The organism is Streptomyces capitiformicae, assembly GCF_002214185.1.
GTDB lineage: Bacteria > Actinomycetota > Actinomycetes > Streptomycetales > Streptomycetaceae > Streptomyces > Streptomyces capitiformicae.
Map to the genome: position 1 here is coordinate 6,473,342 of NZ_CP022161.1, position 23,764 is coordinate 6,497,105.

The 23,764-nt window shown below is 72.3% G+C and carries 21 protein-coding genes and 2 pseudogenes; 11 read left to right on the plus strand and 12 right to left on the minus strand.

Going from position 1 to position 23,764, the window contains the following annotated elements:
- Positions 1–32 precede the first annotated feature (32 nt).
- Complete coding sequence (locus CES90_RS28820; protein WP_189783524.1) at positions 33–1,193, plus strand: PP2C family protein-serine/threonine phosphatase; 1,161 nt, start codon at positions 33–35, stop codon at positions 1,191–1,193.
- Between the two features lie 10 nt (positions 1,194–1,203).
- On the opposite strand, the gene CES90_RS28825 is transcribed toward CES90_RS28820, so the two are convergent.
- The 6 genes and pseudogenes from CES90_RS28825 to CES90_RS28850 all read right to left on the minus strand — a co-directional run bounded on the left by CES90_RS28825 (position 1,204) and on the right by CES90_RS28850 (position 10,014).
- Entirely contained in the window at positions 1,204–1,986 is a 783-nt protein-coding gene (locus tag CES90_RS28825) for a VOC family protein (protein ID WP_189783523.1), read from the minus strand.
- Positions 1,987–2,067: 81 nt separating this feature from the next.
- Positions 2,068–3,225, minus strand: coding sequence for a substrate-binding domain-containing protein (locus tag CES90_RS28830; protein ID WP_229913879.1), 1,158 nt, complete (start codon positions 3,223–3,225; stop codon positions 2,068–2,070).
- Between the two features lie 19 nt (positions 3,226–3,244).
- Positions 3,245–4,322, minus strand: a pseudogene (locus CES90_RS28835) (ABC transporter permease).
- Positions 4,246–5,793 carry a sugar ABC transporter ATP-binding protein gene (locus CES90_RS28840; protein WP_189783520.1) on the minus strand — a complete coding sequence of 516 codons (1,548 nt, stop codon included), beginning with the start codon at positions 5,791–5,793 and terminating at the stop codon, positions 4,246–4,248. The pseudogene CES90_RS28835 and the gene CES90_RS28840 overlap by 77 nt, the downstream one beginning before the upstream one ends.
- Positions 5,794–6,007: 214 nt before the next feature.
- The gene (locus tag CES90_RS28845) at positions 6,008–8,926 is read right to left on the minus strand and encodes a SpoIIE family protein phosphatase (protein ID WP_373313357.1); all 2,919 of its coding nucleotides are present in this window, start codon (positions 8,924–8,926) and stop codon (positions 6,008–6,010) included.
- A 116-nt stretch (positions 8,927–9,042) separates the two neighbouring features.
- Complete coding sequence (locus CES90_RS28850) at positions 9,043–10,014, minus strand: cyclase family protein (RefSeq protein ID WP_189783518.1); 972 nt, start codon at positions 10,012–10,014, stop codon at positions 9,043–9,045.
- Positions 10,015–10,181: 167 nt separating this feature from the next.
- On the opposite strand from CES90_RS28850, the gene CES90_RS28855 reads away from it, so the two are divergent.
- Entirely contained in the window at positions 10,182–11,279 is a 1,098-nt protein-coding gene (locus CES90_RS28855) for a DUF6461 domain-containing protein (RefSeq protein WP_189783517.1), read from the plus strand.
- A complete protein-coding gene (locus CES90_RS28860) occupies positions 11,264–11,671 on the plus strand; it encodes a hypothetical protein (RefSeq protein WP_189783633.1) in 408 nt (135 codons plus the stop codon). Before CES90_RS28855 ends, CES90_RS28860 begins: the two co-directional genes overlap by 16 nt.
- An 88-nt stretch (positions 11,672–11,759) precedes the next feature.
- Here CES90_RS28860 and CES90_RS49980 read toward each other — a convergent pair whose 3' ends face one another.
- Together CES90_RS49980 and CES90_RS49985 are read right to left on the minus strand one after the other, a co-directional pair.
- Positions 11,760–11,915, minus strand: coding sequence for a hypothetical protein (locus CES90_RS49980; protein ID WP_229913878.1), 156 nt, complete (start codon positions 11,913–11,915; stop codon positions 11,760–11,762).
- 7 nt (positions 11,916–11,922) lie between these two features.
- On the minus strand, positions 11,923–12,225 hold the full coding sequence (locus CES90_RS49985) for an acyltransferase family protein (RefSeq protein WP_229913877.1): 303 nt from the start codon (positions 12,223–12,225) through the stop codon (positions 11,923–11,925).
- 135 nt (positions 12,226–12,360) lie between these two features.
- Here CES90_RS49985 and CES90_RS28870 point away from each other — a divergent pair, with 135 nt between their 5' ends.
- The 4 genes from CES90_RS28870 (at position 12,361) to CES90_RS28885 (ending at position 16,418) form a co-directional block, all read left to right on the plus strand.
- Positions 12,361–13,017: a maleylpyruvate isomerase N-terminal domain-containing protein gene (locus CES90_RS28870; protein ID WP_189783516.1), complete on the plus strand. Its 657-nt coding sequence runs from the start codon at positions 12,361–12,363 to the stop codon at positions 13,015–13,017.
- 121 nt (positions 13,018–13,138) lie between these two features.
- Positions 13,139–14,143 carry a FecCD family ABC transporter permease gene (locus CES90_RS28875; RefSeq protein WP_189783515.1) on the plus strand — a complete coding sequence of 335 codons (1,005 nt, stop codon included), beginning with the start codon at positions 13,139–13,141 and terminating at the stop codon, positions 14,141–14,143.
- The gene (locus CES90_RS28880) at positions 14,140–15,234 is read left to right on the plus strand and encodes a FecCD family ABC transporter permease (protein ID WP_189783514.1); all 1,095 of its coding nucleotides are present in this window, start codon (positions 14,140–14,142) and stop codon (positions 15,232–15,234) included. The genes CES90_RS28875 and CES90_RS28880 overlap by 4 nt, the downstream gene beginning before the upstream one ends.
- A 140-nt stretch (positions 15,235–15,374) precedes the next feature.
- Entirely contained in the window at positions 15,375–16,418 is a 1,044-nt protein-coding gene (locus tag CES90_RS28885) for an ABC transporter substrate-binding protein (RefSeq protein WP_189783513.1), read from the plus strand.
- 46 nt (positions 16,419–16,464) lie between these two features.
- Here CES90_RS28885 and CES90_RS49990 read toward each other — a convergent pair whose 3' ends face one another.
- Complete coding sequence (locus CES90_RS49990; protein ID WP_229913876.1) at positions 16,465–16,626, minus strand: hypothetical protein; 162 nt, start codon at positions 16,624–16,626, stop codon at positions 16,465–16,467.
- Between the two features lie 53 nt (positions 16,627–16,679).
- Between CES90_RS49990 and CES90_RS49995 the strand changes: the two genes are divergently transcribed.
- Positions 16,680–17,015, plus strand: coding sequence for a hypothetical protein (locus CES90_RS49995; RefSeq protein WP_229913875.1), 336 nt, complete (start codon positions 16,680–16,682; stop codon positions 17,013–17,015).
- Between the two features lie 432 nt (positions 17,016–17,447).
- Positions 17,448–18,188, plus strand: coding sequence for a zinc-binding dehydrogenase (locus tag CES90_RS51665; protein ID WP_189783512.1), 741 nt, complete (start codon positions 17,448–17,450; stop codon positions 18,186–18,188).
- Between the two features lie 37 nt (positions 18,189–18,225).
- On the opposite strand, the gene CES90_RS28900 is transcribed toward CES90_RS51665, so the two are convergent.
- Genes CES90_RS28900 through CES90_RS28910 form a run of 3 tightly spaced genes read right to left on the minus strand, consistent with a single transcriptional unit; the run spans position 18,226 to position 20,332 of the window.
- Complete coding sequence (locus CES90_RS28900) at positions 18,226–18,552, minus strand: sulfurtransferase TusA family protein (RefSeq protein WP_189783511.1); 327 nt, start codon at positions 18,550–18,552, stop codon at positions 18,226–18,228.
- Entirely contained in the window at positions 18,549–19,784 is a 1,236-nt protein-coding gene (locus tag CES90_RS28905) for an MFS transporter (RefSeq protein WP_189783510.1), read from the minus strand. Before CES90_RS28905 ends, CES90_RS28900 begins: the two co-directional genes overlap by 4 nt.
- A 47-nt stretch (positions 19,785–19,831) precedes the next feature.
- Positions 19,832–20,332, minus strand: a complete 501-nt coding sequence (locus CES90_RS28910; RefSeq protein ID WP_229913874.1) for a DinB family protein — start codon at positions 20,330–20,332, stop codon at positions 19,832–19,834.
- 64 nt (positions 20,333–20,396) lie between these two features.
- On the opposite strand from CES90_RS28910, the pseudogene CES90_RS28915 reads away from it, so the two are divergent.
- Together CES90_RS28915 and CES90_RS28920 are read left to right on the plus strand one after the other, a co-directional pair.
- Positions 20,397–21,526 (plus strand): annotated as a pseudogene (locus tag CES90_RS28915) (XdhC family protein).
- Between the two features lie 120 nt (positions 21,527–21,646).
- Entirely contained in the window at positions 21,647–23,761 is a 2,115-nt protein-coding gene (locus tag CES90_RS28920) for a DUF4139 domain-containing protein (RefSeq protein WP_189783509.1), read from the plus strand.
- The last annotated feature ends 3 nt before the right edge of the window (positions 23,762–23,764 follow it).

Here is a 23,764-nt window from a genome sequence, read left to right on the forward strand (position 1 = left end):
CGCGCACGCACAGGTGAGGACTCGGACGGAAGATGAGTACGACGTCGGCCCGGAAACGCGGTGCCGCACAGCTGGCCTCCCATACGCCCGTACTGCCCGTGCTGATCGTCTCCGTCATCGTGGTCGTCGACCTCGTCGGCGGAGCCGGGCTGACCTGGCTGCCGCTGCTCGCCGCCGGTCCCGCACTGGCCGCCACCACGAGCGGGCCGCGCGGAGTCCTCTGCGTCGGTCTCCTCGCCGGGGCGCTGGCCGCGACGCTCGGTGTACGGGACGGAGCGCCGGGTCACGATCTCGCCTCCGTCCTGGCCGCCCTGGTGGCCGTCACCCTGGCAAGTACCCTGGCCGGCTCGCTGCGCGGGCGTCGCGAGCGTGTACTCGCGGCCGTGCGCTCGGTCGCGGAGGCCGCCCAACACGCGCTGCTGCAACCCGTACCGGCGACCGTCGGCCCGTTCCAGGTGGCCGTCCGCTACAGCGCGGCGGCCGCGGAGGCCCGTATCGGCGGGGATCTCTACGCGCTGGTGCCCACCCCGTACGGGGTCCGACTGATCGTCGGCGATGTGCGCGGCAAGGGGCTGCCTGCCGTGGGGACCGCCGCCCTGGTGCTCGGGGTCTTCCGCGAAGCGGCCTACGAGGAGCCCGATCTCCTCGCCGTCGTCGCCAGGATCGAGCGAAGTCTGGCGCGCAACCTCGGCAGCGACGACTTCGTCACCGCGGTGGTCGCCGGCTACCCCCGGTCGGGGTCCCTGGAAGTGGTCAACTGCGGACACGCTCCCCCACTGCTCGTGCGCGGATCGGGGGTCGTGCCGGTGGAACCCGCCCGTCCGGCCCCGCCCCTCGGGCTGCGCGCCCTCACCGACGAGCGCCCCAGCCTCCAGGTGCTGCCCTTCGCCGACGGTGATCAGCTGCTGCTCTACACCGACGGGGTCACGGAGGCCCGCGACCACAGCCGTGAGTTCTATCCGCTCGCCGAGCGGCTGGGGCGGCACCTCTCCGACGAGCCGGCGCGGACACTCACCGCGCTCCACACCGAACTGCTGGCGCATGTGGGCGGCCGACTGGAAGACGACGCGGCGCTGCTCCTGCTCCGCAAGCCGCGCAAACCGGCCGTTTCCGAAGCGGCCGTCCTCGAAGCGGCGCCCGCGGTGTCGACGGACTCCGCGGGCCGGCAGCTCGGCGACCCAGTGACTCGGTGACCGGACCTTTCTAGGCCTGGCGCGGGTTCGGCTTCAGTACGGCGAACTCCGCGCCGCAGGGGTCGGCCAGCCAGGCGATCCGGCCGACCTCGGGCACGTCGGCGGCAGGAATGAGCACGGATCCGCCGCCCTCCTCCACCGCCCGGGCGATGTCATCGGCATCGGCGACGGCGAAGTACGGCATCCAGCGGGCCTTGTGCTGCCCCGCCTGGAGGGGCGCCACGCCACCGAAGGAAGCGTCCTGCTGGTCGCCTTCCTCGACGCTGAGCACCCGGTAGGTCATCCCGGGTGCCGGCATCTCCTCGGACCGCCAGCCGAACAGACCCTTGTAGAAGGCGAGAGCACTGACCGGGTCCTGGACGTGCAGTTCGACCCACAGAAGAGTGTTGTCCTCGGACGTCTTCTCCAGGCCCTTGGTCTTCCCGGGCTGCCATACGGCGAACGGCGTGCCCTGGGGGTCGGTGAACTGGGCCATCCACCCCTCCCCCATGACGTCCATGGGCTCGGCGCGTACGGCACCACCGCCCTCGACGACCTGGCGGGCGGTCTCCTGGATGTCGTCGGTCTTGAAGTACGTCGTCCAGGCCGAGTGGGCGCCCTCCTCGGTCAGCGGCCCGAGGGCGGCGACGTTCTTGCCGTCCTTCTGGAAGAACGCGTACCCGCCGGCGTCGGGCCCGGCGGAGACGAAGGCCCAGCCGAAGATGTCGCCGTAGAAGGTGGCGACCAGGGCCGGGTCGGGACTGCCGAGATCGATCCAGTTGGGCGATCCGGTACGGAACTCGGTGGTGAGCATCTGTTTCTCCTTCTGACGTCCGGTATGGAGCTGCTGGTGTCCGGTAGGGACCAGGTATCCGGTAGCGACGACGCCGGCTTGTCACCTGCCCCAGATCTCGCGGTACGCCTCCCGGTAGCCCGCCGGATCCCAGGTCGTGGCGCCGTCGCTGTTGTCCGCCGTGGTGATGTGCACGGGGGCCGCGTACCCGCTGGCGGGGCTGCCGGAGAAGGCCCGGTTGAACTCGTCGACGATCTGCCAGCCCTGCTGGGACAGCGGCTCGGGCACGGTGGCGGCCTGGTACTGCCTGCTGTTGATGCGCTGGAACGCGGACGGGTCGCCGTCACCCGCGCCGATGTTGAAGGGCGGACCGGAGCCCGGAGTGCCGGCGGCGCGGAAGGCGGGGGCGGCGTCGGCGAAGTACAGGTCGTTGATGGCGACCGAGTGGGTCCATCTGTCCTGGAACCGGGAGAGCAGCGAGGAGATCTCGCGCGGGGTGCGGGTGCTCGCGTCCGGGATCGGGATGTTCTCGTACGAGAGCAGTCGAACATCCCGGCAGGTGGCGAGTTCCTTGCGGATCAGGTCGGACTTGTGCTTGGCGAAGGGGATCGAGGCGTCGGTGATGACCACGACGCCGCCGCGGCCGCCCGAATCCGAGATGATCCACTGCGCGCTGATCGCGGCCACGTCCTCGACGCGGGTGGTGACGTTGGTGAAGAGCCGCGGCTGCTCACTGGGGCCGGGCGCGGCGACCGCGTGCCAGCCGATGAGCGGGATGTCCGCCGCGTTGGCCCTCGCCACCTGTCGTGATGTCGCGTTGGGGTCGAAGCCGCCGATGACGATGCCGGCGGGCCGGAGGGCCACGGCCTCGCTCATCGCCGCCTGGATGCCGGCGGGTGTGCCTCCGCCGTCGATGACCCGGACGTTCCAACCGATGACGCGCGCGGCTTCCCGCACGCCTTTCGCGGCGCCCGCGACTCCGGGGTTGGTCATGGTCTGGGCGACGTAGACGATGGTCCTGCGGGAGACCGCCGCGGGGCCGCTGGTCGGCCCGTCCCAGGGGACGTCGGTGTCCTCGGCCCGGATGACGGCGGCCCGGGCCTCGGCGTGGACGGCCGGGCAGCCACTCGCGCCCGTGGGGGATGACTCGGGGTCGTCCGACGAGCCGCGTTCGCAGCCGGCGAGGGCGGTCGCCGTCACCAGCAGGGCACAGAGCCTGACCTTGAAGGCGCCGGGGACGGCTGTGCGGTTGCCTTGCAAGAGAACTCCTCTCATGGAGTCATGGAGTGGTGCCCGCCGCGCCGCCGCGCTGTCGGCGGCGGGCGGCGTATCCGGCCAGGCCCACGGCGATGAGCAGGGTGCCGCCGTGGAACAGCGGGACCGTCCAGAAGTCGGCGCCCAGCTGGCCGAGGCCGGTGAGGCCGACGGCGAGGACGGCGACGGCCACGACGGTGCCGAGGGCGTTGGGGCGGCCGGGTTTGATCGCGGTGGAGCCGAGAAGGGCCCCGACGAAGGCGGGCAGCAGATAGTCGAGGCCGACGCTCGGGTTGCCGATCTGCTGCTGGGCCGCGAGCAGCACCCCTGCGAGGCCGACGATCAGCCCCGACGCGGCGAACGCGTACACGGTGTACTTGCGGATCGGGATGCCCAGGAGGTCGGCCGCTCGCGGGTTCGAGCCGACGACGTACAGATAGCGGCCGAGCGGCAGGCGCTCCAGCACGACCCAGAGGACGGCCGCGAGGGCAAGTACGTAGAAGGCGGGGACCGGGAGGCCGAGGAACGTGGAGTCGTACAGGTCGGTGAACGCGGGCGGGAGGCCCTGGGCGCCGGGGACGATCCGGCCGCCGTCGGTGATCCAGCCGGTCACCGCGTACAGCATGCTGCCGGTGCCGAGGGTGGCGATGAAGGAGTCGATGCGGCCGAACTCGACGATGACTCCGTTGAGGACGCCCACGACCGCGCCGCCGGCGATCACCGCGAGGCAGGCGAGCGGCCAGGGCCACCCGTTGTTGACGACGAGTTGCATCACCATGACGTGGGCCAGGCCGAGGGCGTAGCCGATGGAGAGGTCGAACGCGCCGGTCACGATGGGGACCATGGCGGCGAGCGCGAGGACGGCCGGGATCGACTGGTTGGACAGGATCGAGTCGACGGTGTTCAGCGTGGGGAAGGTGTCCGGCAGGGCGAGGGAGAAGACCAGATACAGCAGGGCGGTGAGGGCGAGCAGGCCGTAGGAGCCGATCAGGTGGCCGCCGGGACGGCCCGGCCCGTCCGGGCGGCTCATGGGTTCGTCCCGGTTCCCTGCGGGGGCACGGCCGAGGCCGCCCTGGTGAGCCCGGCGACCGTGAGGTCCGCACCGCTCAGCTCTGTGGTCACCGCCCCGCGGACGAACACCAGTGTGCGGCGGCACACCCGCGCGACCTCCTCGAAGTCCGTCGAGATGAGGAGGACGGCGAGGCCCGCGGCCAGGGCCTCGTCGAGCAGGCGGTGGATCGCGGCCTTGGCGCCGACGTCCACGCTCGCGGTCGGCTCCTCGAGGATCAGCAGCCGCAGGCCCGCCCGGAACCATCGGCCGATCATGACCTTCTGCTGGTTTCCGCCGGACAGGGTGGCGATGGCGGCCTCGCTGTCGCGGGGACGCACCGAGAACCGTTCGATCAGGGTGGTGGCCTCGGCGCGTTCGCGGCGGGGCCTGATCCAGCGCAGCGCCGGCCGGTCTCCGGCGCGGGGATCGGCCAGGAAGTTCTCGCGTACGGTCAGCTCGGCGAGGCAGCCTTCCCGCTGTCGGTCGCCGGGTACGAAGCCGACACCGAGCCGGACGGCGTCGGCGACGGTGTGCGGGCGGTACGGGCGTCCCGCGAGCAGGGCCCTCCCGTCGAGCAGGGGCCGGGCGCCGGCCAGGGCCCGGCCCAGGTCCATGTGCCCGGCGCCCGAGAGGCCGACGAGGCCCAGGGCTTCCCCGGCCCTCAGTTCCAGGCTGACCGGTCCCGTGCCGGGCGTCCGTACGCCGTCGAGGGTGAGGACTGCCGATGTGTCGGCAGGTGTCGGCGCGGGATGCTCTTCGGCCAGTTCCTCGCCGACGATGTCGTGAACCAGGCGGACGGGGCTGTGACCTGCCAGGGAGCCGTGGCTGACGAGGTGGCCGTCCCGCAGTACGGCGAAGGTGTCGGCGACCTCGTACACCTCGTCCAGGCGATGGCTGACGTAGAGGATGGCGTGTCCCCGGTCGCGCAGGGTGTGCAGGACACGGAAGAGTCGGGCGCAGTCCGCGGCCGGGAGGCGGGCGGTCGGCTCGTCGAGGACGATGAGCTTCGGGCGTGCGGCCAGGGCCCTGGCGATCGCGACCAGCGAACGCTCGGCCGGGTCGAGCCGGGCGACGGGTGTGCCGGGGTCGAGGTGTCCGGCGACGACGCGCAGGGCGTCGGCGCAGCGCTCGCGGGTCAGCCGCCAGGAGATCAGTCCGCTGCGGCGCCCGTATCCGGTGCCCAGGGCGATGTTCTCGGCGACCGTCATCCACTCCACGAGACCGAGGTCCTGGTGGATGAACGACATGCTGTGCGAGGCGGCATGGCTGCCGAGGGGGTGCCCGTCCACCGTGATCTGTCCCGCGTCGGCGTGGTGGACGCCGGCGAGCACCTTGATGAGCGTGGACTTTCCGGCGCCGTTGGGTCCGAGGAGGGCGAGAACGCTGCCGACGTGGACGTCGAGGTCCACCCCGGCCAGTGCGACGGTCCCTCCGAACCGCTTGGTGAGCCCGCGGATGCGGACCAGAGGTTCCGCGTCGAAGGGCTGCGCCGCCTTCGCGGACGGGTCGGGAGCGTCGTGCACGGACATCTCCGGGGGTCGGCCGGGTGAGTTCTTCCCGACGTTCACGGTGGATGCTAGTCGACCGAATCACAACATTTCGGATATACACCCATACACCCATACACCCATACACCCATACACCCATACACCCATACACCCATGCGGCCATACACCCATGCGGCCATACACTCATACGGCCATACACTCATACGGCCATACGCCCTACACAGACCGCTTATGCGGCGTCCGTGGTGTCCGTGGTGTCCAGCTCGCATTCGGCCCAGATGACCTTGCCCTCGGGAAGGTAGCGCGCACCCCAGCTCTGCGACAGCTGCGCGACGAGGAACAGTCCCCGCCCGCCCTCGTCGGTGGCCGCCGCCCGGCGCAGGTGAGGTGCGGTGTTGCTGGTGTCGGAGACCTCGCAGATCAGGGTGCGGTCGTACAGCAGCCGCACCCTGATGGGCCCCGCGCCGTGGCGGATGGCGTTGGTGACCAGCTCGCTCAGGATCAGTTCCGCGGCGAACGCCGCCTCGTCGAGTCCCCAGGCGGCCAGTCGCCGGCCTGCCGAGGCACGGACTTCGGCCACGCGGGCCGGGTCGGCGGGCAGTTCCCAGGTGGCGATCCGGTCGGGGTCGAGGGCGTGGGTGCGGGCGACGAGCAGGGCGACGTCGTCGTACGGGTGAGCGGGCGCCACGGTGTCCAGGATGGCCTGGCAGGTCTGCTCGGGCGTGCGCTCCGGGTGGTGGGCCAGGGCGTCGCGCAGCTGGTCGAGGACGACGTCGACGTCGCGGTGCCGGTCCTCGATGAGTCCGTCGGTGTAGAGGACCAGCTGACTGGTCTGGGGGATGTCGATCTCGACGGCGTCGAAGGGCAGCCCGCCGAGGCCGAGCGGAGGGCCGACCGGCAGGTCGGGGTACGACACGGTGCCGTCGGGGCGGACCACCGCGGGCGGCGGGTGGCCTGCGCGGGCCATGACGGCCCGCTGCGAGGTCGGGTCGTAGATCACGTACAGGCATGTCGCGCCGATGATGCCGGCGCCCTCGCCGCCGGGGTCCTCGCGGTCCAGGCGCGCCACGAGGTTGTCGAGGTGGGTGAGGACCTCGTCCGGGGGGAAGTCGAGTTCGGCGTAGCTGCGTGCGGCGGTGCGCAGTCGGCCCATGGTGGCGGCGGACAGCATGCCGTGACCGACGACGTCGCCGACCAGGAGGCCGATGCGGGCGCCGGAGAGCGGGATGACGTCGTACCAGTCTCCGCCGACATCGGACTCGGCGGGCAGATAGCGGTGGGCGACCTCCACGGCGTCCTGGTCGGGCAGCCCGTGCGGGAGCAGTCTGCGCTGGAGGGCCAGGACCATGGTGCGTTCGTGGGTGTAGCGCCGGGCGTTGTCGATGGACAGGGCGGCGCGGGCGGCGAGTTCCTGGGCGAGCGAACGGTCGTCGTCACCGAAGGGGGCGGGGTCCTGGGCGCGGTAGAAGCTGGCGATGCCGAGGACGACCCCGCGTGCGACAAGGGGCACCGCGATGAGGGAGTGGACGTGGGACAGCAGCCGTTCGGTGTGCTCGGGGTCTTGGGCGAGCCAGCCCGCGGCGGCCTTCAGATCCGGTTCCAGCACCGCCTGTCCGCTGGTCAGACAGCGCAGCTGGGGCGCGGTCGGGCCGAAGTCGATCCGCTTGCCGGGCGGGGTGAACGGGAGGTCGTCGCGGATGCCGTGGACCACGGTACGCCGCAGATCACCGACAGGATCGGTGGCCTCCTCGCCCCGGAGTACGGCCTCGGGCAGGTCGACGGTGACGAAGTCGGCCAGTCGCGGCACAGCCGTCTCGGCGAGCTCCTCGGCGGTGCGGCGCACGTCCAGGGTGGTGCCTATGCGGGCGCTCGCCTCGGACAGCAACTCCAGGCGACGGCGCGCGGCCAGGGCGTACGCCCCCACGTGCGGCTCGCCCACGAGGACGAGGCCTCTGGGCGACGGCGCTGGTAGGGGGCCGGGCGGCGGGGTGACGGGGCGGGGGGCAGCAGAGGACTCGCGCGGGGGTATGGCGGAGACCGCGGGGCGGGAGGCGGCTGTGGCGACGGCAGGCTCGGCGGGGGTACCCAGGAGTTCGTCCAGTCGGCGCGGAACGGCCAGGGTCTCCCCTGCCTGAGCGCCTCCCGCCAAGGTCTGCCCCACCACGGCCCTTCCTGCCAGGGCCTGCCACGCCCGGTCCTGTCCCGGCTGGGTTCCCACCGTGAGCGCCCCTCCCGGTGACAGGCCGGGGAGGACGGCCTCGACGGCGATGCCCTCCACTCCGGAGGCGCTCGTCATCGGGCGGCTGACGAGCCGGACCCGGCGCCCGTCGGACAGGGGTACGTCGACGGCGGCCCGCTGTGCGCGGGAGATCAGCTCGGCGGCCTTCTCCAGGAGGAGGGCCTGGTCGCCGGGGCGCAGCTCGGAGGCCAGTTCGCCCACCGCGATGCTGTGGTGCGGCCCGGCGGCGGCTTCGGCGCCGGCGGCGAGGTACGCCCGCAGCAGAGCGCGCCCACGCGCGGAACTCTGCCCCAGCAGGCGCCGCTCCATCGCCTCGGCCGCTTTACGGATCACGACGGCGAACTCCGGGTTCTCGGCGCTGCGCGGATAACCGAAGCACAGCACGCCCTCGATGCGCCCGCTGAGCGGATCGTGGACGGGCAGCGCGACGCAGGCGCTTCCCTGGGCGCGTTCCGCGAAGTGCTCGGCGCCGTAGACCCGGATGAGCTGCCGCTCCGCCAGGGCCAGGCCGATGCCGTTGGTACCGCCGTACTGCTCCGCGAACACGAAGCCCGGGACCCGTTGGATCGCCGGGAGGCCGCCGGCCAGGGTCGGCTCGCCGAATCGGCGCAGGAGGACGGTTCCGTTCGCGTCGGCGACGGAGATGTTGATCTCGCTTCCGGAGTACCTGGACTGCAGCCGGTCGAGCACCGGTACAGCCGCGTGGACGAGCGGGCCGTCCGGATCGAAGCCGTCGTGGAAGGGGAGGTCGGCCCGGTCGGGTGAGAGCCCGAGGGTCCGGCAGCGCTGCCACGAGTCCAGGATCGACGTCCGCACACCCCCCTCGATCACCTCGACCGGCTCGCCCTGCAGAAACCGCTCACGGACAAGGGCGGGGCCGGTGCCGCCTGTGGCACACCCCGTCGGCATCGGTTCTCTGCCGGACCGAACCACGCTTCACCTCACTCCGGCTACGATCATCCACTTTTGGACAAAGCCGATATTGCCGAGGATACGGGCATTGGGGGCACTAGTCACAGGACCGCTCACAGGACCGCGATCGGGCTGACGGGCGAACCGGTCCCTCCAGGTACGTTCAGCGGCGCCACGACGAACAGGAATCTGTGCCTCCCCGCCTCGGCGGTCGCGGCGGAGAGGGCCTCCAGGTCGAGGTTGTCCAGCAGCGGAACTCCCATCGCGGCGACGGCCAGGGCGTGGACGGGCGAGTGCACACCATCCACGGGCGAGGGCCGTACGTCACTGTCACCGTCGCTCCCGAGCAGTACGACACCCCTCTCGGCCAGCAGCGGTACGGCGTCGACGTGGAAGCCCGCGCTCGCCGTGTCGGGGTCCCAGGCACCGAGTTCCACGCGGCGGCGGACGCCGCCGGTGCGCAGCAGCACCGCCTCGCCCTCGCCGATCGTCACGTCGAGCGCCTCCTCGGCGGCGATGACGTCGTCCGCGTGCACGGCCTGGCCGGGTTCCAGCCAGCGGGTGCCGAGGGCGGCGGGGAGGTCGAGGAGTACACCCGTCGTCACGAGGGGGCCCAGCGCCGACACCGCGCCGAAGCGGGCGCCCGCGGCGTCGACGACCTCGCGTGCGGCCCGGCCGTCGTAGAGCTGTCCCCGGTAGGCGATGTGGCACAGTGCGTCGAGATGGGTGACTCCCTTGCCGTGGTAGTCGGCGGCGATGAAGTCCTTGTGGGTGGAGGGTTCCGGGCTCTCCACGTCCCCGAGGTCGGTCATGTGGTGCAGGGCGGGCCTCTTGTTGTCGGGCGCGGGCCGGGTGTTCCAGGGCAGCGCCATCGGCACGACCGTCCCGGTCCGCACCTCGGCCATGGCGCGACGCACGTGGTCCGCGGTCACCCGGTTCCAGGCACCGCGGTCGGCCGGGGTCCAACGGCCCCAGGTGCGCACCGACGCGAAGAGCGCGTCGAACTCCCGACGGGAGACGGCGGGCCCGTTGCCGGTCCCGCCGGGACCAGTCGGCTTGGGAAGTAGCTCGTCACCGGCCGCCATATCGATCAGGATGGCGGGGCCCGCTCCCGCCTTCAACCGCAGACCCGTAGCTCAGAGTGGCTTTTCAGTGGTGGGCCGTAAGGTCCGTGCCGTGACCGCGTTACCCGCCGTCGAAGAGTCCTGGGCCCGCATCGGCACCTGGCTGGCCCGCCATGCTCCCCTCACCCATGCTCGACTGCGTCCCACCTGCGTCCGAGGCGGACATAGCCGCGGCCGAGCGCACGCTCCACTACGGGCCGCTGTCCAAGGTCGCCGACATCGTCAACAGCACGCAGTTCCCGCGCGATGTCGGCGAGGGGCTGGCCGACGCGGAGGACGAGGAGCACGCAGACGACGAGGACGAGGAGGACGGCGAGGAGCAGGAGAATCCGGACGATGAACTGGATGTGTTCTGGCACCGGGAGCGGCTGCTGATCACCTTGGGCATCGGTTGGCAGTCCTCCGACGGTCTGTTCGTGTCCTGCCGCCGCGGACCCAACCTCGGCCGCGTGGGCCGGTATTTCGACGAGGACGTGCCCGCCTTCACCTCATGGTCCTCCCGTCATCCCGGACCCGGTCTCCCCACTGGCGCTGGCCGCCGCCACCACCGAACCGCCGCCACCACCGAACCGGTGCCGACGCCTGCCGTCGCCGCCGAGTCGCCGGTCGCTCCCACCGGACTCACCGGGCCCGCCGCATCGGCGCAGGACGGCGGAAGCCGCGTTCTCGCCTTCGCCCGCGTCACCCGCCCCCGTCCGGAACCGCTGCCGGATCAGCCCGATGTGGTCTTCGTGGAGGGCGTCACCCCGGCCGAACTGCTGCGCCGTCTGGGCGCGATCCCCGACACGGTCCGGCCGCGCGGCCGGCGGTGGGCGCAGGACGTGGCCGCCTCGACCTGGGCGGGGCACCGGCCGATGGTCCGGGTGGGCACGGTCGGCGACTGGTCGTACGCCACCCAGGAGGACGAGCAGATCGGGGCCGCGCAGTTCACCCGGCCCGAGGTGCTACGACGGGTGTCCGCGGGCAGCCGGGCGGTGGCGCTGACCAGGCGTGGCCCGGAGGTGTGCCTCTCCGTCACCGAGGACGGCGTCGTGCGTCCGGAAGCGGCCCAACACGTGATGTCGCCGCGCGAGGGCAACGTGCAGTCGCCCGGTGGGCACTTGGCCAGGCGTCAAGGGGTGGATCTCTGGCCCGGCTCGACCGCGGCGTACGCCCGTCTTCTGGCGGGCCTGGCAGAGGACTTCGGCTCGTCTACCGCCCGGAGCAGGACGTGGCCGAGGCGCTGAGCAGCGCCCTGCTGCTGTCGGTCCTGAACGACTTCCCCGAGCACGAACGCCGGCCCGAGCCCGAGGTACGCGGTTTCGACCGGGCCGGGGTTATGGCGCGGACCCGTCCGGAGCAACTGCGCGGCGCGGTCGCGGCGCAGTCGGCGCGGCTGGCGACGGAGACCGACATCGACTCCTACGAGGAGGTGGCGAACGCGCTGGAGGACATCCGCCGGGGCGATGCCGTCCGCCTCGACCTCGGCGATCCGCTGGATGTGCGTATACGCACCCTGGCGGCGGAGACCCTCCCCCCGCCGCCATCGCGGGCGCGACCGCCCGGTGTCCGGTCAGCCGACCGTCGCGCCGGCAGAAGCCCAACTGGTAGGCCACGCCCCACACGAGCACGTAGTTGAGCAGCCCGACGTACGGCGTGTGCGCCGCCACCACCGACACGCTCGCCGCCAGGGCGACCACACCCATGACCAGGGGAACGGCCGGCCCTCAGCGCCGATGCGCCGCGTGCAGTGCCGGGGTCAGCGCGCTGAGGATCAGATACACCGGGAGGAACCAGAACTGCATCGCCATCGCCCACCCCACCAGCGCGAGGGTGTCCGGATCCACGCCGACCGCCGCACAGAGCCCGACGGCGAGCAGCACGAGGGCGCTACACCCCCGCCGGGAGCAGCAGCCGCAGCGCCCGCCGCGCCACCCACCCGGCCGCCGTACCACCCGCCGCCCGGGCTCGCACCCAGGATCCGCCCGCCGCATGCCCCCCGGCCAGGAAGAACAGCGGCATGACCTGGAAGCCCAGGGTCAGCCACTGGGTCCACGGAATGACCGCCAACAGCTCGAGGGCTGTGATCTCCCCGCCGGGCCCGCGGACCAGAGCGGTGATCAGCCAGTGGCCGATCACCACCAGCACGATGGCCCATGCGCGCAGGAAGTCGACGTAGCGATCTCTGCTCATACGTCGTCATGCTGCCCTGTGCCCCGGCTCATCGGCGTGGCAAGACCATGCCGCAGCCGACCCGTGCCCGGCACGACACCATCCGCGCACCCCAACCGGTTTGAAGGGACCGGCCTTTCGACCTACCTTGCCGAGGTGAATCTCTTCTCACGTTCCTGGACAGCGTTGCTCACGACCGCCGCCGAACTGTCCGACGAGGACTTGGCCCAACCGTCCGGCTGCGCGGGCTGGCTCGTACGGGACCTGGTGTGCCACCTGGTCATCGACGCGCAGGACGTCCTGATCACCCTCGTGACCCCGGCCGACGAGGAACCTACCCGTGACGCGGTGACCTACTGGGAGGTCTCCGCGACGCCGCCCACCGGTGACGACCCGCTCGACGCGCTGACCGTACGGCTGGCCGCCGCGTATGAGGAGCCGTGGCTGCTCAGGTTCCACCTCGACGACGTCGGCTCCGCGGCCGGACGCGCCGCCGAACTCGCCGACCCGACCCTCCGGGTCAGCACCCGCGACGAGGTCCTCACCGTGGGCGACTACCTCTCCGCGTACGTCCTGGAATGGACGCTGCACCACCTCGACCTGGTCGCGTACCTCCCGAACGCGGCGGGACCGCCGGCGGCGGGGCTTGCCCGGTCACGCGCATTGCTGGAGAGGATCGCCCGGGCCGAGTTCCCCGTGTCGTTCTCCGACCGGGACGCGCTGCTGATCGGCACCGGACGCCGCGTCCCGACCGTCACCGAGAGGGCCGAACTGGGCGAACTGGCCGCGAAACTCCCGCTCGTCCTCGGCTGAACGAGGTTGAGTTCCCCCGGACTTGCCACCGGACGCCCCACACCCGGCAGCCCGTCAGAGGCATAAGAAACCCACAACATACTCTTGGGCAAGCTTGGCTGATTGATCTGGGGAAGGGTGAATGTCGGGAGTCGCGAGACGCCGCGCCGGTTGGTTGGGCGCCGCCTTTCTCCTGTTGTTGCTGGCGGTGCTGCTGAGTCTGGCGGTCGGAAGTCGGGCGATGCCTCCCTCGACGGTGTGGGACGCCCTGGTGCACGGCGGTACCAGCGACGACGCTTCTGTCGTACGGTCGCTGCGCGTGCCACGGACGGTCATCGGTGTGCTGGTGGGCGCCGCGCTCGCCCTCGCCGGGACGGTGTTGCAGGGCATCACGCGGAACCCGATCGCCGAGCCCGGCATCCTGGGCATCAGCCAGGGGGCGTCGCTGGGCGTGGTGTGCGCCATCGCCTTTCTCGGGGTGCACTCGCCGGCGGGATACGTCTGGTACGCGTTCGCGGGCGCGGGGATCGCGGCGGTCTGTATCTACGCCGTCGCGAGCAGCGGGCGCGGCGGCGCCTCACCGGTCGGGCTGGCCCTGGCGGGGGCGGCGATGAACGCGTTCCTGGCCTCCGTCATCTCGGCGATCCTCACCACCGACGCGCATGCCCTGGACGAGTTCCGGTTCTGGGACGTCGGTTCGATCAGCGGGCGGGACGCGTCGATCGCCGGACAGGTCTGGCCCTTCCTGCTGGCCGGTCTGCTGCTCGTGTTGGCCATGGCCCGCGGACTGGACGCGCTCGCGCTCGGCGACGACATCGCCCGGGGGCTCGGCCGCAACGTCGCCCTGCTGCGGGCGACGGGCGCCCTGGGCGCGACCGTTCTCACGGGTGCCGCGGTCGCCGCGGCCGGCCCCATCGCGTTCACCGGTCTCGCCGTACCGCACATCGCCCGCGCGCTCGTCGGGCCGGGCCACCGTCTGCTGCTGCCCATGGCCGCGCTGCTCGGCCCGGTGATGCTGCTCCTCGCGGACGTCCTCGGCCGTGTCGTCGTACGGCCCTCGGAGGTGCCCGTGGCGGTCATGACCGCGCTGGCCGGTGTGCCGTTCCTGATCGTGCTGGTGCGGAGGAAGACAGTGGCGGCGGCATGACGGACAGCGGCATAACGGACGGCGGTAGGACGGCACCGAGCCTTCGGCCCGCCGGGCACGCCGTTCTGCGAACCGGGCGGGGCAACAGTTTCCTGGTGCACCGCAGGTCGGTCGTCGTGGGTTGCGTCCTCGCCGTACTGCTGACGGCCGCCGTGGTGGCGTCCCTGAGCGTCGGCGAGTCGTTCGTCTCCCCCGGCGAGGTCGTGCGCGTACTGCTCGGGCTGCCCAGCCCCGACCAACTGGTCGTCGGCACCTTGCGGTTGCCGCGCCTGGTGACCGGGCTGCTGGTGGGTGCCGCCTTCGGTGTCTCCGGGGCGCTGATCCAGACCATGGCCCGCAACCCGCTCGCCAGCCCCGACGTCATCGGGGTGACGCACGGCGCGGGCGCGGCGACGGTCGCCGCGATGACCTTCGGCCTCACCTCGTACGCCGTCCTGCCGTACGTCTCCGTCGCGGGCGGGATGCTGGCCGCTCTGCTGGTCTATGTGCTCGCGTGGCGGGGCGGTCTCGCCGCCTCGCGGTTCGTGCTGGTGGGCATCGGCATCTCGGTGGCGCTCGGCTCCCTGACCCGGCTGCTGGTGACCAAGGGCGACTACCTCGTCGCCCAGCAGGCCAAGACCTGGCTCACCGGGTCGCTCAACGGCCGCGGCTACGACCAGGCGGCGCCCCTCGCGACCGTCCTCCTCCTGCTGGTGCCGTTCCTGCTGTGGGCGGCGCGGGCACAGCGGAACGCGGCGTTCGACGACGACACGGCCACCGCCCTCGGCATCAGGCTCGGCCGGGTGCGGCTCGGACTGAGCGTGCTCGGCGTCGTCCTCGCCTCCGCCGCGACCGGTGCCGCGGGCCCCGTCGACTTCGTGGCCCTGCTCGCCCCGCAGATCGCCCGCCGGCTCACCCGCACCCCGCACCCTCCCCTGGTGTGCGCCGCGCTGACGGGCGCCCTGATCGTGGTCGTCGCGGACCTGCTGGCCCGCAAGCTGCTCTCGCCCCTGGAGCTGCCGGTCGGCGTGTTCACCGCCTTCGTCGGCGCCCCGTATCTGCTGTGGCTGATCGTCCGCACCCGTAGCGGCCGTATCGGAGGAACCGCGTGACCGTACGGGACATGAGTACGTGCCGCCGTGCGGGGAAGCACTCAACCCGGTTGTGCCCCGCCCACAGGGTTCTCGTAAGGTAAGGCTCACCTTAGCGCCACCGGGCTGGTGGCCGCTGACTCGTACGACTGGAGCCCCCCATGCCTCTCCTCCCCCGCCGCGGCACCGCCGCAGCCGCCCTCGCACTCGCCACCGCGCTGTCCCTGACGGCGTGCGGCGGATCCTCCGACGATGGCGAGGCGAGTCCTTCCGCCGGGGCCGGCAACAAGAAGGACGTCGCCAAGGGCGGGAAGGACTTCGCGGACGCCGCGAAGAAGACCGCCGCGATGGGCACCGACGCCGAGCCCGGCGAATGGCCCCGCACCGTCACCCACGCCATGGGCAAGACCGAGATCAAGACCCAGCCCAAGCGGGTCGTCGTCCTCGACGTCGGTGAGCTCGACAACGTTGTTTCGCTGGGCATCGAGCCGGTGGGCCTCGCCCCCACCGAGGGCTCCCCCGAGCTGCCGTCGTACTTGAAGAAGGACTCGGGCAACCCGAAGAACGTCGGCACGATCAACAACCTCAACCTGGAGGCGATCGCCGCGCTCAAGCCCGACCTGATCCTCGGCAGCCAGTTGCGCGCCGCCGACAAGTACGACGAGCTGTCCCAGATCGCGCCGACCGTCTTCTCCGTCCGCCCCGGCTTCACCTGGAAGGAGAACTACCTCCTCAACGCGGCCGCCCTCGACAAGACCGCACAGGCGAAGGAGAAGCTCGCGGCGTACGAGGAGAAGGCCGACGCGCTGGGTGAGAAGCTCGGCGACGACAAACCGACCGTCTCGATGGTCCGCTTCATGCCCGACGGCGTCATCCGCCTCTACGCCAACGCCTCGTTCATCGGCACGATTCTCAAGGACTCCGGCATCCCCCGGCCCGAGAACCAGGACATCGAGGACCTCGCGGCCGAGATCAGCGCCGAGAACATCGACCAGGCAGACGCCGACTACATCTTCACCGGCGTCTACGGCGACCCCAAGGCCACCGACAAGTCCAAGGCCCAGGGCAACCCGCTGTGGAAGAACCTCGACGCCGTCAAGGCCGGCCACGCCTACGACGTTCCGGACGAGACCTGGTACCTCGGCCTCGGCGTGACCGCGGCGGACGAAGTGCTCGCCGACCTGGAGCAGCACCTCACCAAGTAGGCCCGACCGCGGCGGTACTGGAGGCGGTTCCACCGTGGGCACGGCGTCAGTCCGCTGTCTGTGCCCGGCCCTGCGTCACCTTCCGCAGCAGCGGCCTGCTGCCCGCGATCGCGGTGAGCATGGCCGGCGCGCCGACGGCCACGCAGATCACCAGTTGCACGGCACCGGAGATGTTGATCGTGGTGCCGGCCGCCTTGTTGAGCTGCATCGCGCCGAAGAGCGCCCATCCCGGTGGTACCGCCGGCCAGGACGGTCAACGGGATGACGGTCTCGCGGATCCGGGCCCGGTCCAGCACCTCCAGCGGGGTGCCGGACAGCCGCAGCAGGCCGTGGACGCGGCGCCGGTCGAGGACGTTCGCGGCGGCCGTGAGGCCTGCGGAGGCGGCCGCGACGAGGAAGCTCAGCACCAGGGTGGCGGTACTGACCGTGGCGATGCGGGCGGTGACGGTGTCGTCCGGCGCGGACACTCAGTCCTGCGTGAAGGCGTACCTGCCCGGCCCGAGCGGCGTCAGGGCGGTGACGGCGGTGTCGATGCGTTCCTGCCCGCCGGGGACATGGGCGATCACGCCGTTGACACCGCCGAGCAGGCTGTCGTAGTCGTCCTCGCTCGTGACGGCGACGGTCGACGGACGACGGCCGCGGCGGCACCCAGCTCCCGGCGGCCGCCCACGGCGGCGGCTTCGGCTTCGTCGGCCTGAAGGAGCGGGTGACCGCGCTGGGCGGCGAACTGGACACCGGCCCGCGGGGCGGCGTGGGGTGGGAGGTGCGGGCGGTGTTTCCGGCGCGGAAATCCTGAGAGCGTCGCCCGCCCGGGCCGGGGAAACCAAAAAAACCTGTGCCCCACCGGATTCAGCGGGTGACTTCCGCGGCTGATCGGCCAGACGCCGGGTCTCCTCGTCGCTCAGAGTTGCGTGGCGAAGCTCTGACTGTGCAGGAACTCGGTCTGGAGCGTGCCCAGTTCATGGATGCCCCAGACTGGGGTGTGGAAGGCGGGAGTACCTTCAGCTCTCCGGTAACCCCCTCCGGCATGTGGCCGTACGTCCGGCGGTTGCCGGGCACGAGGTCGGCCGCCGCCGGCCTGCTCGCCGCCCTCGCCCTGCCCGAGCCCCTGGGAGCAACCGCGTCCACCACCCGGCCCGCGGCCGCGGACCACCCCTTCCGTCTCGACCGGTACTACACAACCAGCGGGACCCCCAGACGCCGCTGCCCGGCGGCCGTGCCATGCACCGTGCCCTCCACGGATCGCGCCTCGTGTACGTCCGCGGCGTCGGACTCGACCGTCGTCTCGCAGCGGCCACGCCATCTACGGCTTCCCCGGCGGCCCCGCCTGCGTCACCCGCACCGTCAACACCTGCCTCACGGACGGGCGCCTGCCGAACTACACGCAGCCCGACTGGATTTGAGCGGGTGCGCGCACTCACCGGCGGCGCGGCCGTCGACGTGGTGTTCGACGGCGTGGGCGGCGAGATCGGCACGGGGGCGGCCTCTCTGGTCGAGGCCGGCGGGCGATTCGTGCCGACCGGCGCGGCCGGCGGCGTGTACACGGACGCCGCGGCGCTCGCGGCTCGGGGTGTCACCGTGCTCGGCCTGCAGCAGGTGATGGAGAGGGGTCTGAACCTGCGCGAGTCGGCGGTCACCGTACTCGAGGAGGCCGCTGCCGGTCGGCTGCGGCCGGTGATCGGACGAACGTTCCCGCTGGAGCGTGCGGCCGACGCCCACGCCGCCATGGAGGCCAGGACGACGATCGGCAAGACGCTCCTGCTCGTGTGAGCAGTCATGCCCCTGTCGGCAGTACACGCGAGCGCGTTCACGGCCGAAAATGCCCCGGCTCGGCAGCGGGTTCGACCCGCTGCCAGGGCGCGTCCGAGCGGGTGGGACACGCGTCGGGGGCGAGCCTCAGGGCGCACACCGGCCGATCGGTGCCGGAGACGGGCCCGAGGTAGAGATGTCCGGTCAGGTGGCACCAGGCGGGCAGGTCGGGCGGTGCGGCGGGGTCGGTGGCGATGACGTGGACGACGGTGCCCGGTGCCGCCCCGTCGGTGGCCTGGCGCAGGCGCAGGCGCAGGGTGACGCAGGGCAGGCCGGTGCCGTCGACGGTGAGGGCGGTTTCTGCGGGCGGGGCGGGCCCGTTCACCGGCTTCTCGCGGTGGTGGCGATGGCCGGGAGGACGGCGAGGGCGAGGATGCCGCCGGTGAGGGCGAGGACGGGGTAGCCGGCGGCGGAGACGACGAGGCCGGAGGAGAGGCCGCCGGTGGCGCCGGCGATGGCGATGGAGACGTCGACCATGCCCTGGGTCTTGGCGCGGGTGGCCAGCGGCACGGCGTCGGTGATCATCGCGGTGCCGGAGACGAGGCCGAGGTTCCAGCCCAGCCCAAGGAGGGCGAGCGCCAAAGCCAGCAAGGTGACGGAGTCCGCGGGCGCCGCGGCGGCGGTGATTCCGGCGGCGAGGAGGGTGAGGCCGGAGGCGGCGGCGATCACGGTGCGGCCGTACGCGTCGACGAGCCAGCCGGTGAGTGGCGAGGGCAGGTACATGGCGCCGACGTGGATGGCGATGACGAGGCCGGACGCGGCGGTGCCGTGGCCGTGGTCGTGCATGTGGACGGGGGTCATCGTCATGATCGCGACCATGACGAGCTGGGTGAGGATCATCGTCAGCGCGCCCGGTATCAGCCCCGGCCCACGAGTCCTCGCCGCGGTGTTCTCCGTCCGCTGCTGGAGGTCGAGGCTGCGGGCGAGCAGCAGGGGGTCGGGGCGCAGCCACACGGCGAGGACGAGGGCGGCCAGCGCGTAGGCGGTGCCGGAGAGCAGGAATGGCCCGGCCAGGGTGGGGATGCCGAGGGTGTCCGCGAGGTCGCCGGTGGGTGCGGCGAGGTTGGGGCCGACGACGCCGCCGAGGGTGGTGGCGACCAGGACGGTGGAGACGGCGCGGGCGCGGTGGGCGGGCGCGGCGAGGTCGGCTCCGGCGTACCGGGCCTGGAGGTTGGTGGCGGTTCCGGCGCCGTAGACGAACAGGGCGATGAAGAGCAGTACGGCGTTGTCGGCGACGGCGGCGGCGATGACGCCCGCGCTGCCGACGGCGCCGGTCAGATATCCCGCGGCCAGGCCCGGTCGGCGGCCCCTGGACTGGGAGATGCGGCCGATGGTGACGGCGGCGAGGGCCGAGCCGGCGGTGAACAGGGCGCTGGGCAGCCCCGCGAGGTCGGTGGAGCCGAGCATGTCCTGGGCGAGCAGGGCTCCGACGGTGATGCCGGCCGCGAGCCCCGCCCCGCTCAGGATCTGGCTGGTGACCAGGACGGCGAGGACGCGACGCTGCGCCTCGGGTCGCGGGGACATACCGGCGGTGGTGTCCGGGGCGGTGCTTGTCACAAGCGTGTTCTCCCTATGGCTACAGGCGTCGGGCGTCTACGACATGGCTACAGATTGTCTACGCCCAGATAGCCGTCGATACGGCGTACGTGCCCACTGTCCGGGTCCGGCGGAAGCGCGTGGCCGAGGTCTCTCGCGCGGACTTCGCTGATCCACTGGTCGTGCTGGTACTCGTGGTTGACGAGCGTGGTGAGCAAGTGGGCGGCCACGATGGTGAGTTGGGTGGCGGCGCCGACCCGGCCGGCGGCGATGTCGCCGATGCGGGCGTGCACGCGTTCGGCGACCGTGGTGCGGAAGTCGGTGAGGCGTCGGATCGTGGGCAGGGTCCCGCGGAACTGCTCGGGGTTCTCCGAATCCATCAAGCCGTCCAGCTCGGGGTCCGGGCTGGGCTCGGCCGCGGTGAGGTTGCGGATCACGAAGTGGGCGACGTGCGCCTGGTGCCCCAGGTGCCGGCCGATGGCGCTGGAGTTCTCGCGCGGGCGCCATAGGGCATCGGCGAGATCGGCATCGTGGGCGTCGCGGCGGCCATTGCCAACGCGGTCTGGCACGCGACCGGCGTCCGCCACCGCCACCTGCCCATCCGGCCCGACCGAATCCTGATGGCAGGCGGCCATGCTTGATCTCGCCGCCGAGTTGAGCGGATGGGCCGAGCGGGGCCGGGATTTCGCCGTCGCCACCGTCGTGCGGGTCGGCGGCAGCGCCCCGCGCCCTCCCGGCGCCGCCCTCGCCGTCTCCGATGACGGAACGGCCATCGGCTCGGTCTCCGGCGGCTGCGTCGAAGGCGCGGTCCACGACGCCTGCGCCAGGCCCTCAAGGACGACGTCACCGTGCTCGAACGCTTCGGCTACAGCGACGACGACGCCTTCGCGGTCGGCCTGACCTGCGGAGGCACCATCGAGGTCCTCGTCACGCCGGTACGCGCCCACACGCCGGACGGCAAGACGGTCGGCTCGGCACTGTCGTACGCGGCCCTTGACGAGGCGGTGGCACTCGCCAGGGTGATCCGCGGCCCGGGCGAACTCCTCGGCAGGCTCCTGCTCGTGCATCCCGACGGAGCGTACGAAGGCGCCCTCGGCGGCCACCCGGACCTGGACCGGACGGCCGCGGCCGAGACCCGGGCCATGCTGGAGGCGGGCCGCACCGGCAACGTCGAACTCTCCGAAGACGGCTCACACTGCACCGGCGGCCTCACGCTCTTCGTCGAGACGTGCGTACCACCACCCCGCGTGATCGTCTTCGGCGCGATCGACTTCGCGGCGGCACTGGTACGGGCCGGCAAGTTCCTCGGCTACCACGTCACCGTGTGCGACGCCGGCCCTGTCTTCGCCACCCGGGCCCGCTTCCCCGAGGCCGACGACATCGTGATCGACTGGCCGCACCAATATCTGGAGCGGACGGCGACCGATGAGCGCACCGTCCTGTGCGTCCTGACCCACGACGCCAAGTTCGACGTACCCCTGCTGACGGAGGCCCCGCGGCTGCCGGTCGCCTGCATCGGCGCGTTGGGCTCACGCCGCACCCACGCCGACCGGGAGCGACGGCTGCGCGAAGTGGACCTGCCCGAGCGGGAGTTGGCCCGTCTGCGCTCCCCCATCGGCCTCGATCTCGGCGCCCGTACGCCCGAGGAGACCGCCGTGTCCATCGCGGCGGAGATCATCGCGGCCCGCCAGGGCGGAACGGGCACGCCCCTGACCGGTTCACGCACCCCGATCCACCGGGACGGCGGCGAGCGGAGACCTTGAGAGACAGAGCCATGGCAGATACGAACGAGGCGAGAACCGCGCTCACCTGAGTCGACGCCAACGCGCGGATCGCCCGGGCGTAGGCTTCGTTCAGCATGGACACGGCGGGGGGCGGAGCACATGACGGTGGAGTCAACACAGAGGTGGGGGTCGACCCTCGATTCGGTCGTGGTGTACGCGCAGGGCGCGCTCTGCCGCCGCCTCGCCCGGGGGATGGTGCCGCCCGACGGCCGGGTACGGGTGACGGGACTGCCGCGCTCGCTGGACCCGGGCTCGCTGCGGGCCCGGGTCGTGGGCGCCCCCGGGGTCCGTGTCACCGAAGCCCGGGTGGAGGTCGAGGCCCAGCCGCTCGGCACCGGCACGCCCGACGAGTTGCGGCGCGAGGTCGAGCGGCTGGGCGACGAGTACGCGGCGGCGCAGGGACGCCGGGACCGGCAGCTGAGCCTGATCGAGGAAGTGAGGGCTCTCCACCCGGTCCCACCTGCCCGCAGGCGCGAGGATCCGCACCGCCGCACCCCGGTCGACGCATGGCTGGAGCTCGCCGACTTCGTCGACGAGCGGCTGACGGGACTGCACACCCGCCTCGTCGAGCTGGAGGATGCGCTGCACGACGTCGAGCACAAGCTCACCGTCGCCGCCGACAGGCTCGCCCGCGCCTCCACCGACGCACCGTCAGCACATGTGGAGACCACGGTCTGCGCGGTCCTGACCCTCGACGGCACCGGTGGCGCGAAGCCGGAGGTGGAGCTGGAGCTGGAGTACGGGGTGCCGGGCGCCGTCTGGGTGCCGACCTACCGCCTCACGCACCGTCAGGGCGACGGCAGTGGCCGTCTGGTGCTGCGTGCCTCGGTCGCCCAGCGGACCGGCGAGGACTGGACCGGCGTGCGCATTGCCCTGGCCACCGCCGATCTTCGGCGCCGCACCGACCTGCCGAGGCTCCGCTCGATCCGGATCGGACGCCGTCAACCCGCCCCCGCGCCCTCTGGCTGGCGCGAGCCTCCGGCAGGGCTCGCCGACCTGTTCACCGGGTACGAGGCAGCCGGCCCCCGCCCTGCCACGACCGCCGCACCTGCGGCTGTCGTGGCCGGCTCCGCGCCCGTGGGTGCCGCGGGCAGCCCCGCGTCCGGTCCCGTTCCGCCACCGCTGCCTCCCCCGCCGCCGGCATCGCAGGGTTACGGCGGTCCGCCGGCCGCGGTGCCGGTGCCCGGCGGTGCGTACAAAGCCTCTCCGGAGCCTTTCGGCGGCGGGATGGCCGACCTCGCGTCGCAGTCGGCCCCGTCGCGACCGGCCGGCAGGCCGCGTTCCGGCGGCAGTTCCTTCGCGGGTGCCCCCACCCCGATGGCGCCCGCTGCTCCCGGCCGGGCCGCACCGCCACCTCTTCCGGCACCGGTAGCCGGTCCGCCGCAGCCGAGCGGCGCCGAGCTCGACTACGCCGCCCTCGTCCTGTGCGGCCCCGACGAGCAGGGCGGGCGCAGAGGCCGACTGTTTCCCGACGCTCCCTTCGACCCCGTGGCGGCCGAGTACCGCCGCCGCGCCGAAGCAGTAGCCGCGCTGCCGCTGCCCGGACAGGCCGTGCGGCCCCGCGAGTCGGCGGGTTCCTTCGACCACCGCTTCGATGCCACCGCCCGCGCCGACATTCCGTCGGACGGCACCTGGCACACCGTCACCGTCGGCGAGATCCCGGTCGGCCTGCGCACCGAGTACCTCTGCGTGCCGTCCGTGGAGCAGACCGTGTACGCCACGTTGGTGCTCTCCAACGCCACCGACCAGGCATTGTTGGCCGGCCCGGTGGAGGTCACCGTCGACGACGACTTCCTGCTGACCACCGCACTGCCCACGCTCGCCCCCGGCGGTGTCCGCCGGGTGGGGCTCGGGCCGGCCGAGGGCATCCGGGTCACGCGTCGTACGAACCTGCACGAGTCCACCGCGGGCCTGCGCAACAACACCACCGTGCTCGACCACCGCGTCCACGTGGAGCTGGCCAACCGGCTCGCGAGGCCCGTCACCGTCGAAGTCCGCGAGCGGGTGCCGGTCACCTCCGAGCCGGACGTCCGGATCGAGGAACGGGCCGACTGGGCAGCGCCCGAGGACGGCACTGGGCCCGATCGCCATGCGCCGGGCACTCGCGTCTGGCGACTGGACCTGCCCGCAGGCGCCACCGCCGCCCTCGACGGCGGCTACGAGATACGCATCCCGACCGGCAAGGCCCTGGTCGGCGGCAACCGCAGGAGCTGACAC

Coding starts and splice junctions, on each gene's coding strand:
- CES90_RS28820 (WP_189783524.1), top strand. CDS start 33: ATGAGTACGACGTCGGCCCGGAAACGCGGTGCCGCACAGCTGGCCTCC.
- CES90_RS28825 (WP_189783523.1), bottom strand. CDS start 1,986: ATGCTCACCACCGAGTTCCGTACCGGATCGCCCAACTGGATCGATCTC.
- CES90_RS28845 (WP_373313357.1), bottom strand. CDS start 8,926: ATGCCGACGGGGTGTGCCACAGGCGGCACCGGCCCCGCCCTTGTCCGT.
- CES90_RS28850 (WP_189783518.1), bottom strand. CDS start 10,014: ATGGCGGCCGGTGACGAGCTACTTCCCAAGCCGACTGGTCCCGGCGGG.
- CES90_RS28855 (WP_189783517.1), top strand. CDS start 10,182: ATGCTCGACTGCGTCCCACCTGCGTCCGAGGCGGACATAGCCGCGGCC.
- CES90_RS49985 (WP_229913877.1), bottom strand. CDS start 12,225: ATGAGCAGAGATCGCTACGTCGACTTCCTGCGCGCATGGGCCATCGTG.
- CES90_RS28875 (WP_189783515.1), top strand. CDS start 13,139: ATGTCGGGAGTCGCGAGACGCCGCGCCGGTTGGTTGGGCGCCGCCTTT.
- CES90_RS28880 (WP_189783514.1), top strand. CDS start 14,140: ATGACGGACAGCGGCATAACGGACGGCGGTAGGACGGCACCGAGCCTT.
- CES90_RS28885 (WP_189783513.1), top strand. CDS start 15,375: ATGCCTCTCCTCCCCCGCCGCGGCACCGCCGCAGCCGCCCTCGCACTC.
- CES90_RS49990 (WP_229913876.1), bottom strand. CDS start 16,626: ATGCAGCTCAACAAGGCGGCCGGCACCACGATCAACATCTCCGGTGCC.
- CES90_RS49995 (WP_229913875.1), top strand. CDS start 16,680: ATGACGGTCTCGCGGATCCGGGCCCGGTCCAGCACCTCCAGCGGGGTG.
- CES90_RS28920 (WP_189783509.1), top strand. CDS start 21,647: ATGACGGTGGAGTCAACACAGAGGTGGGGGTCGACCCTCGATTCGGTC.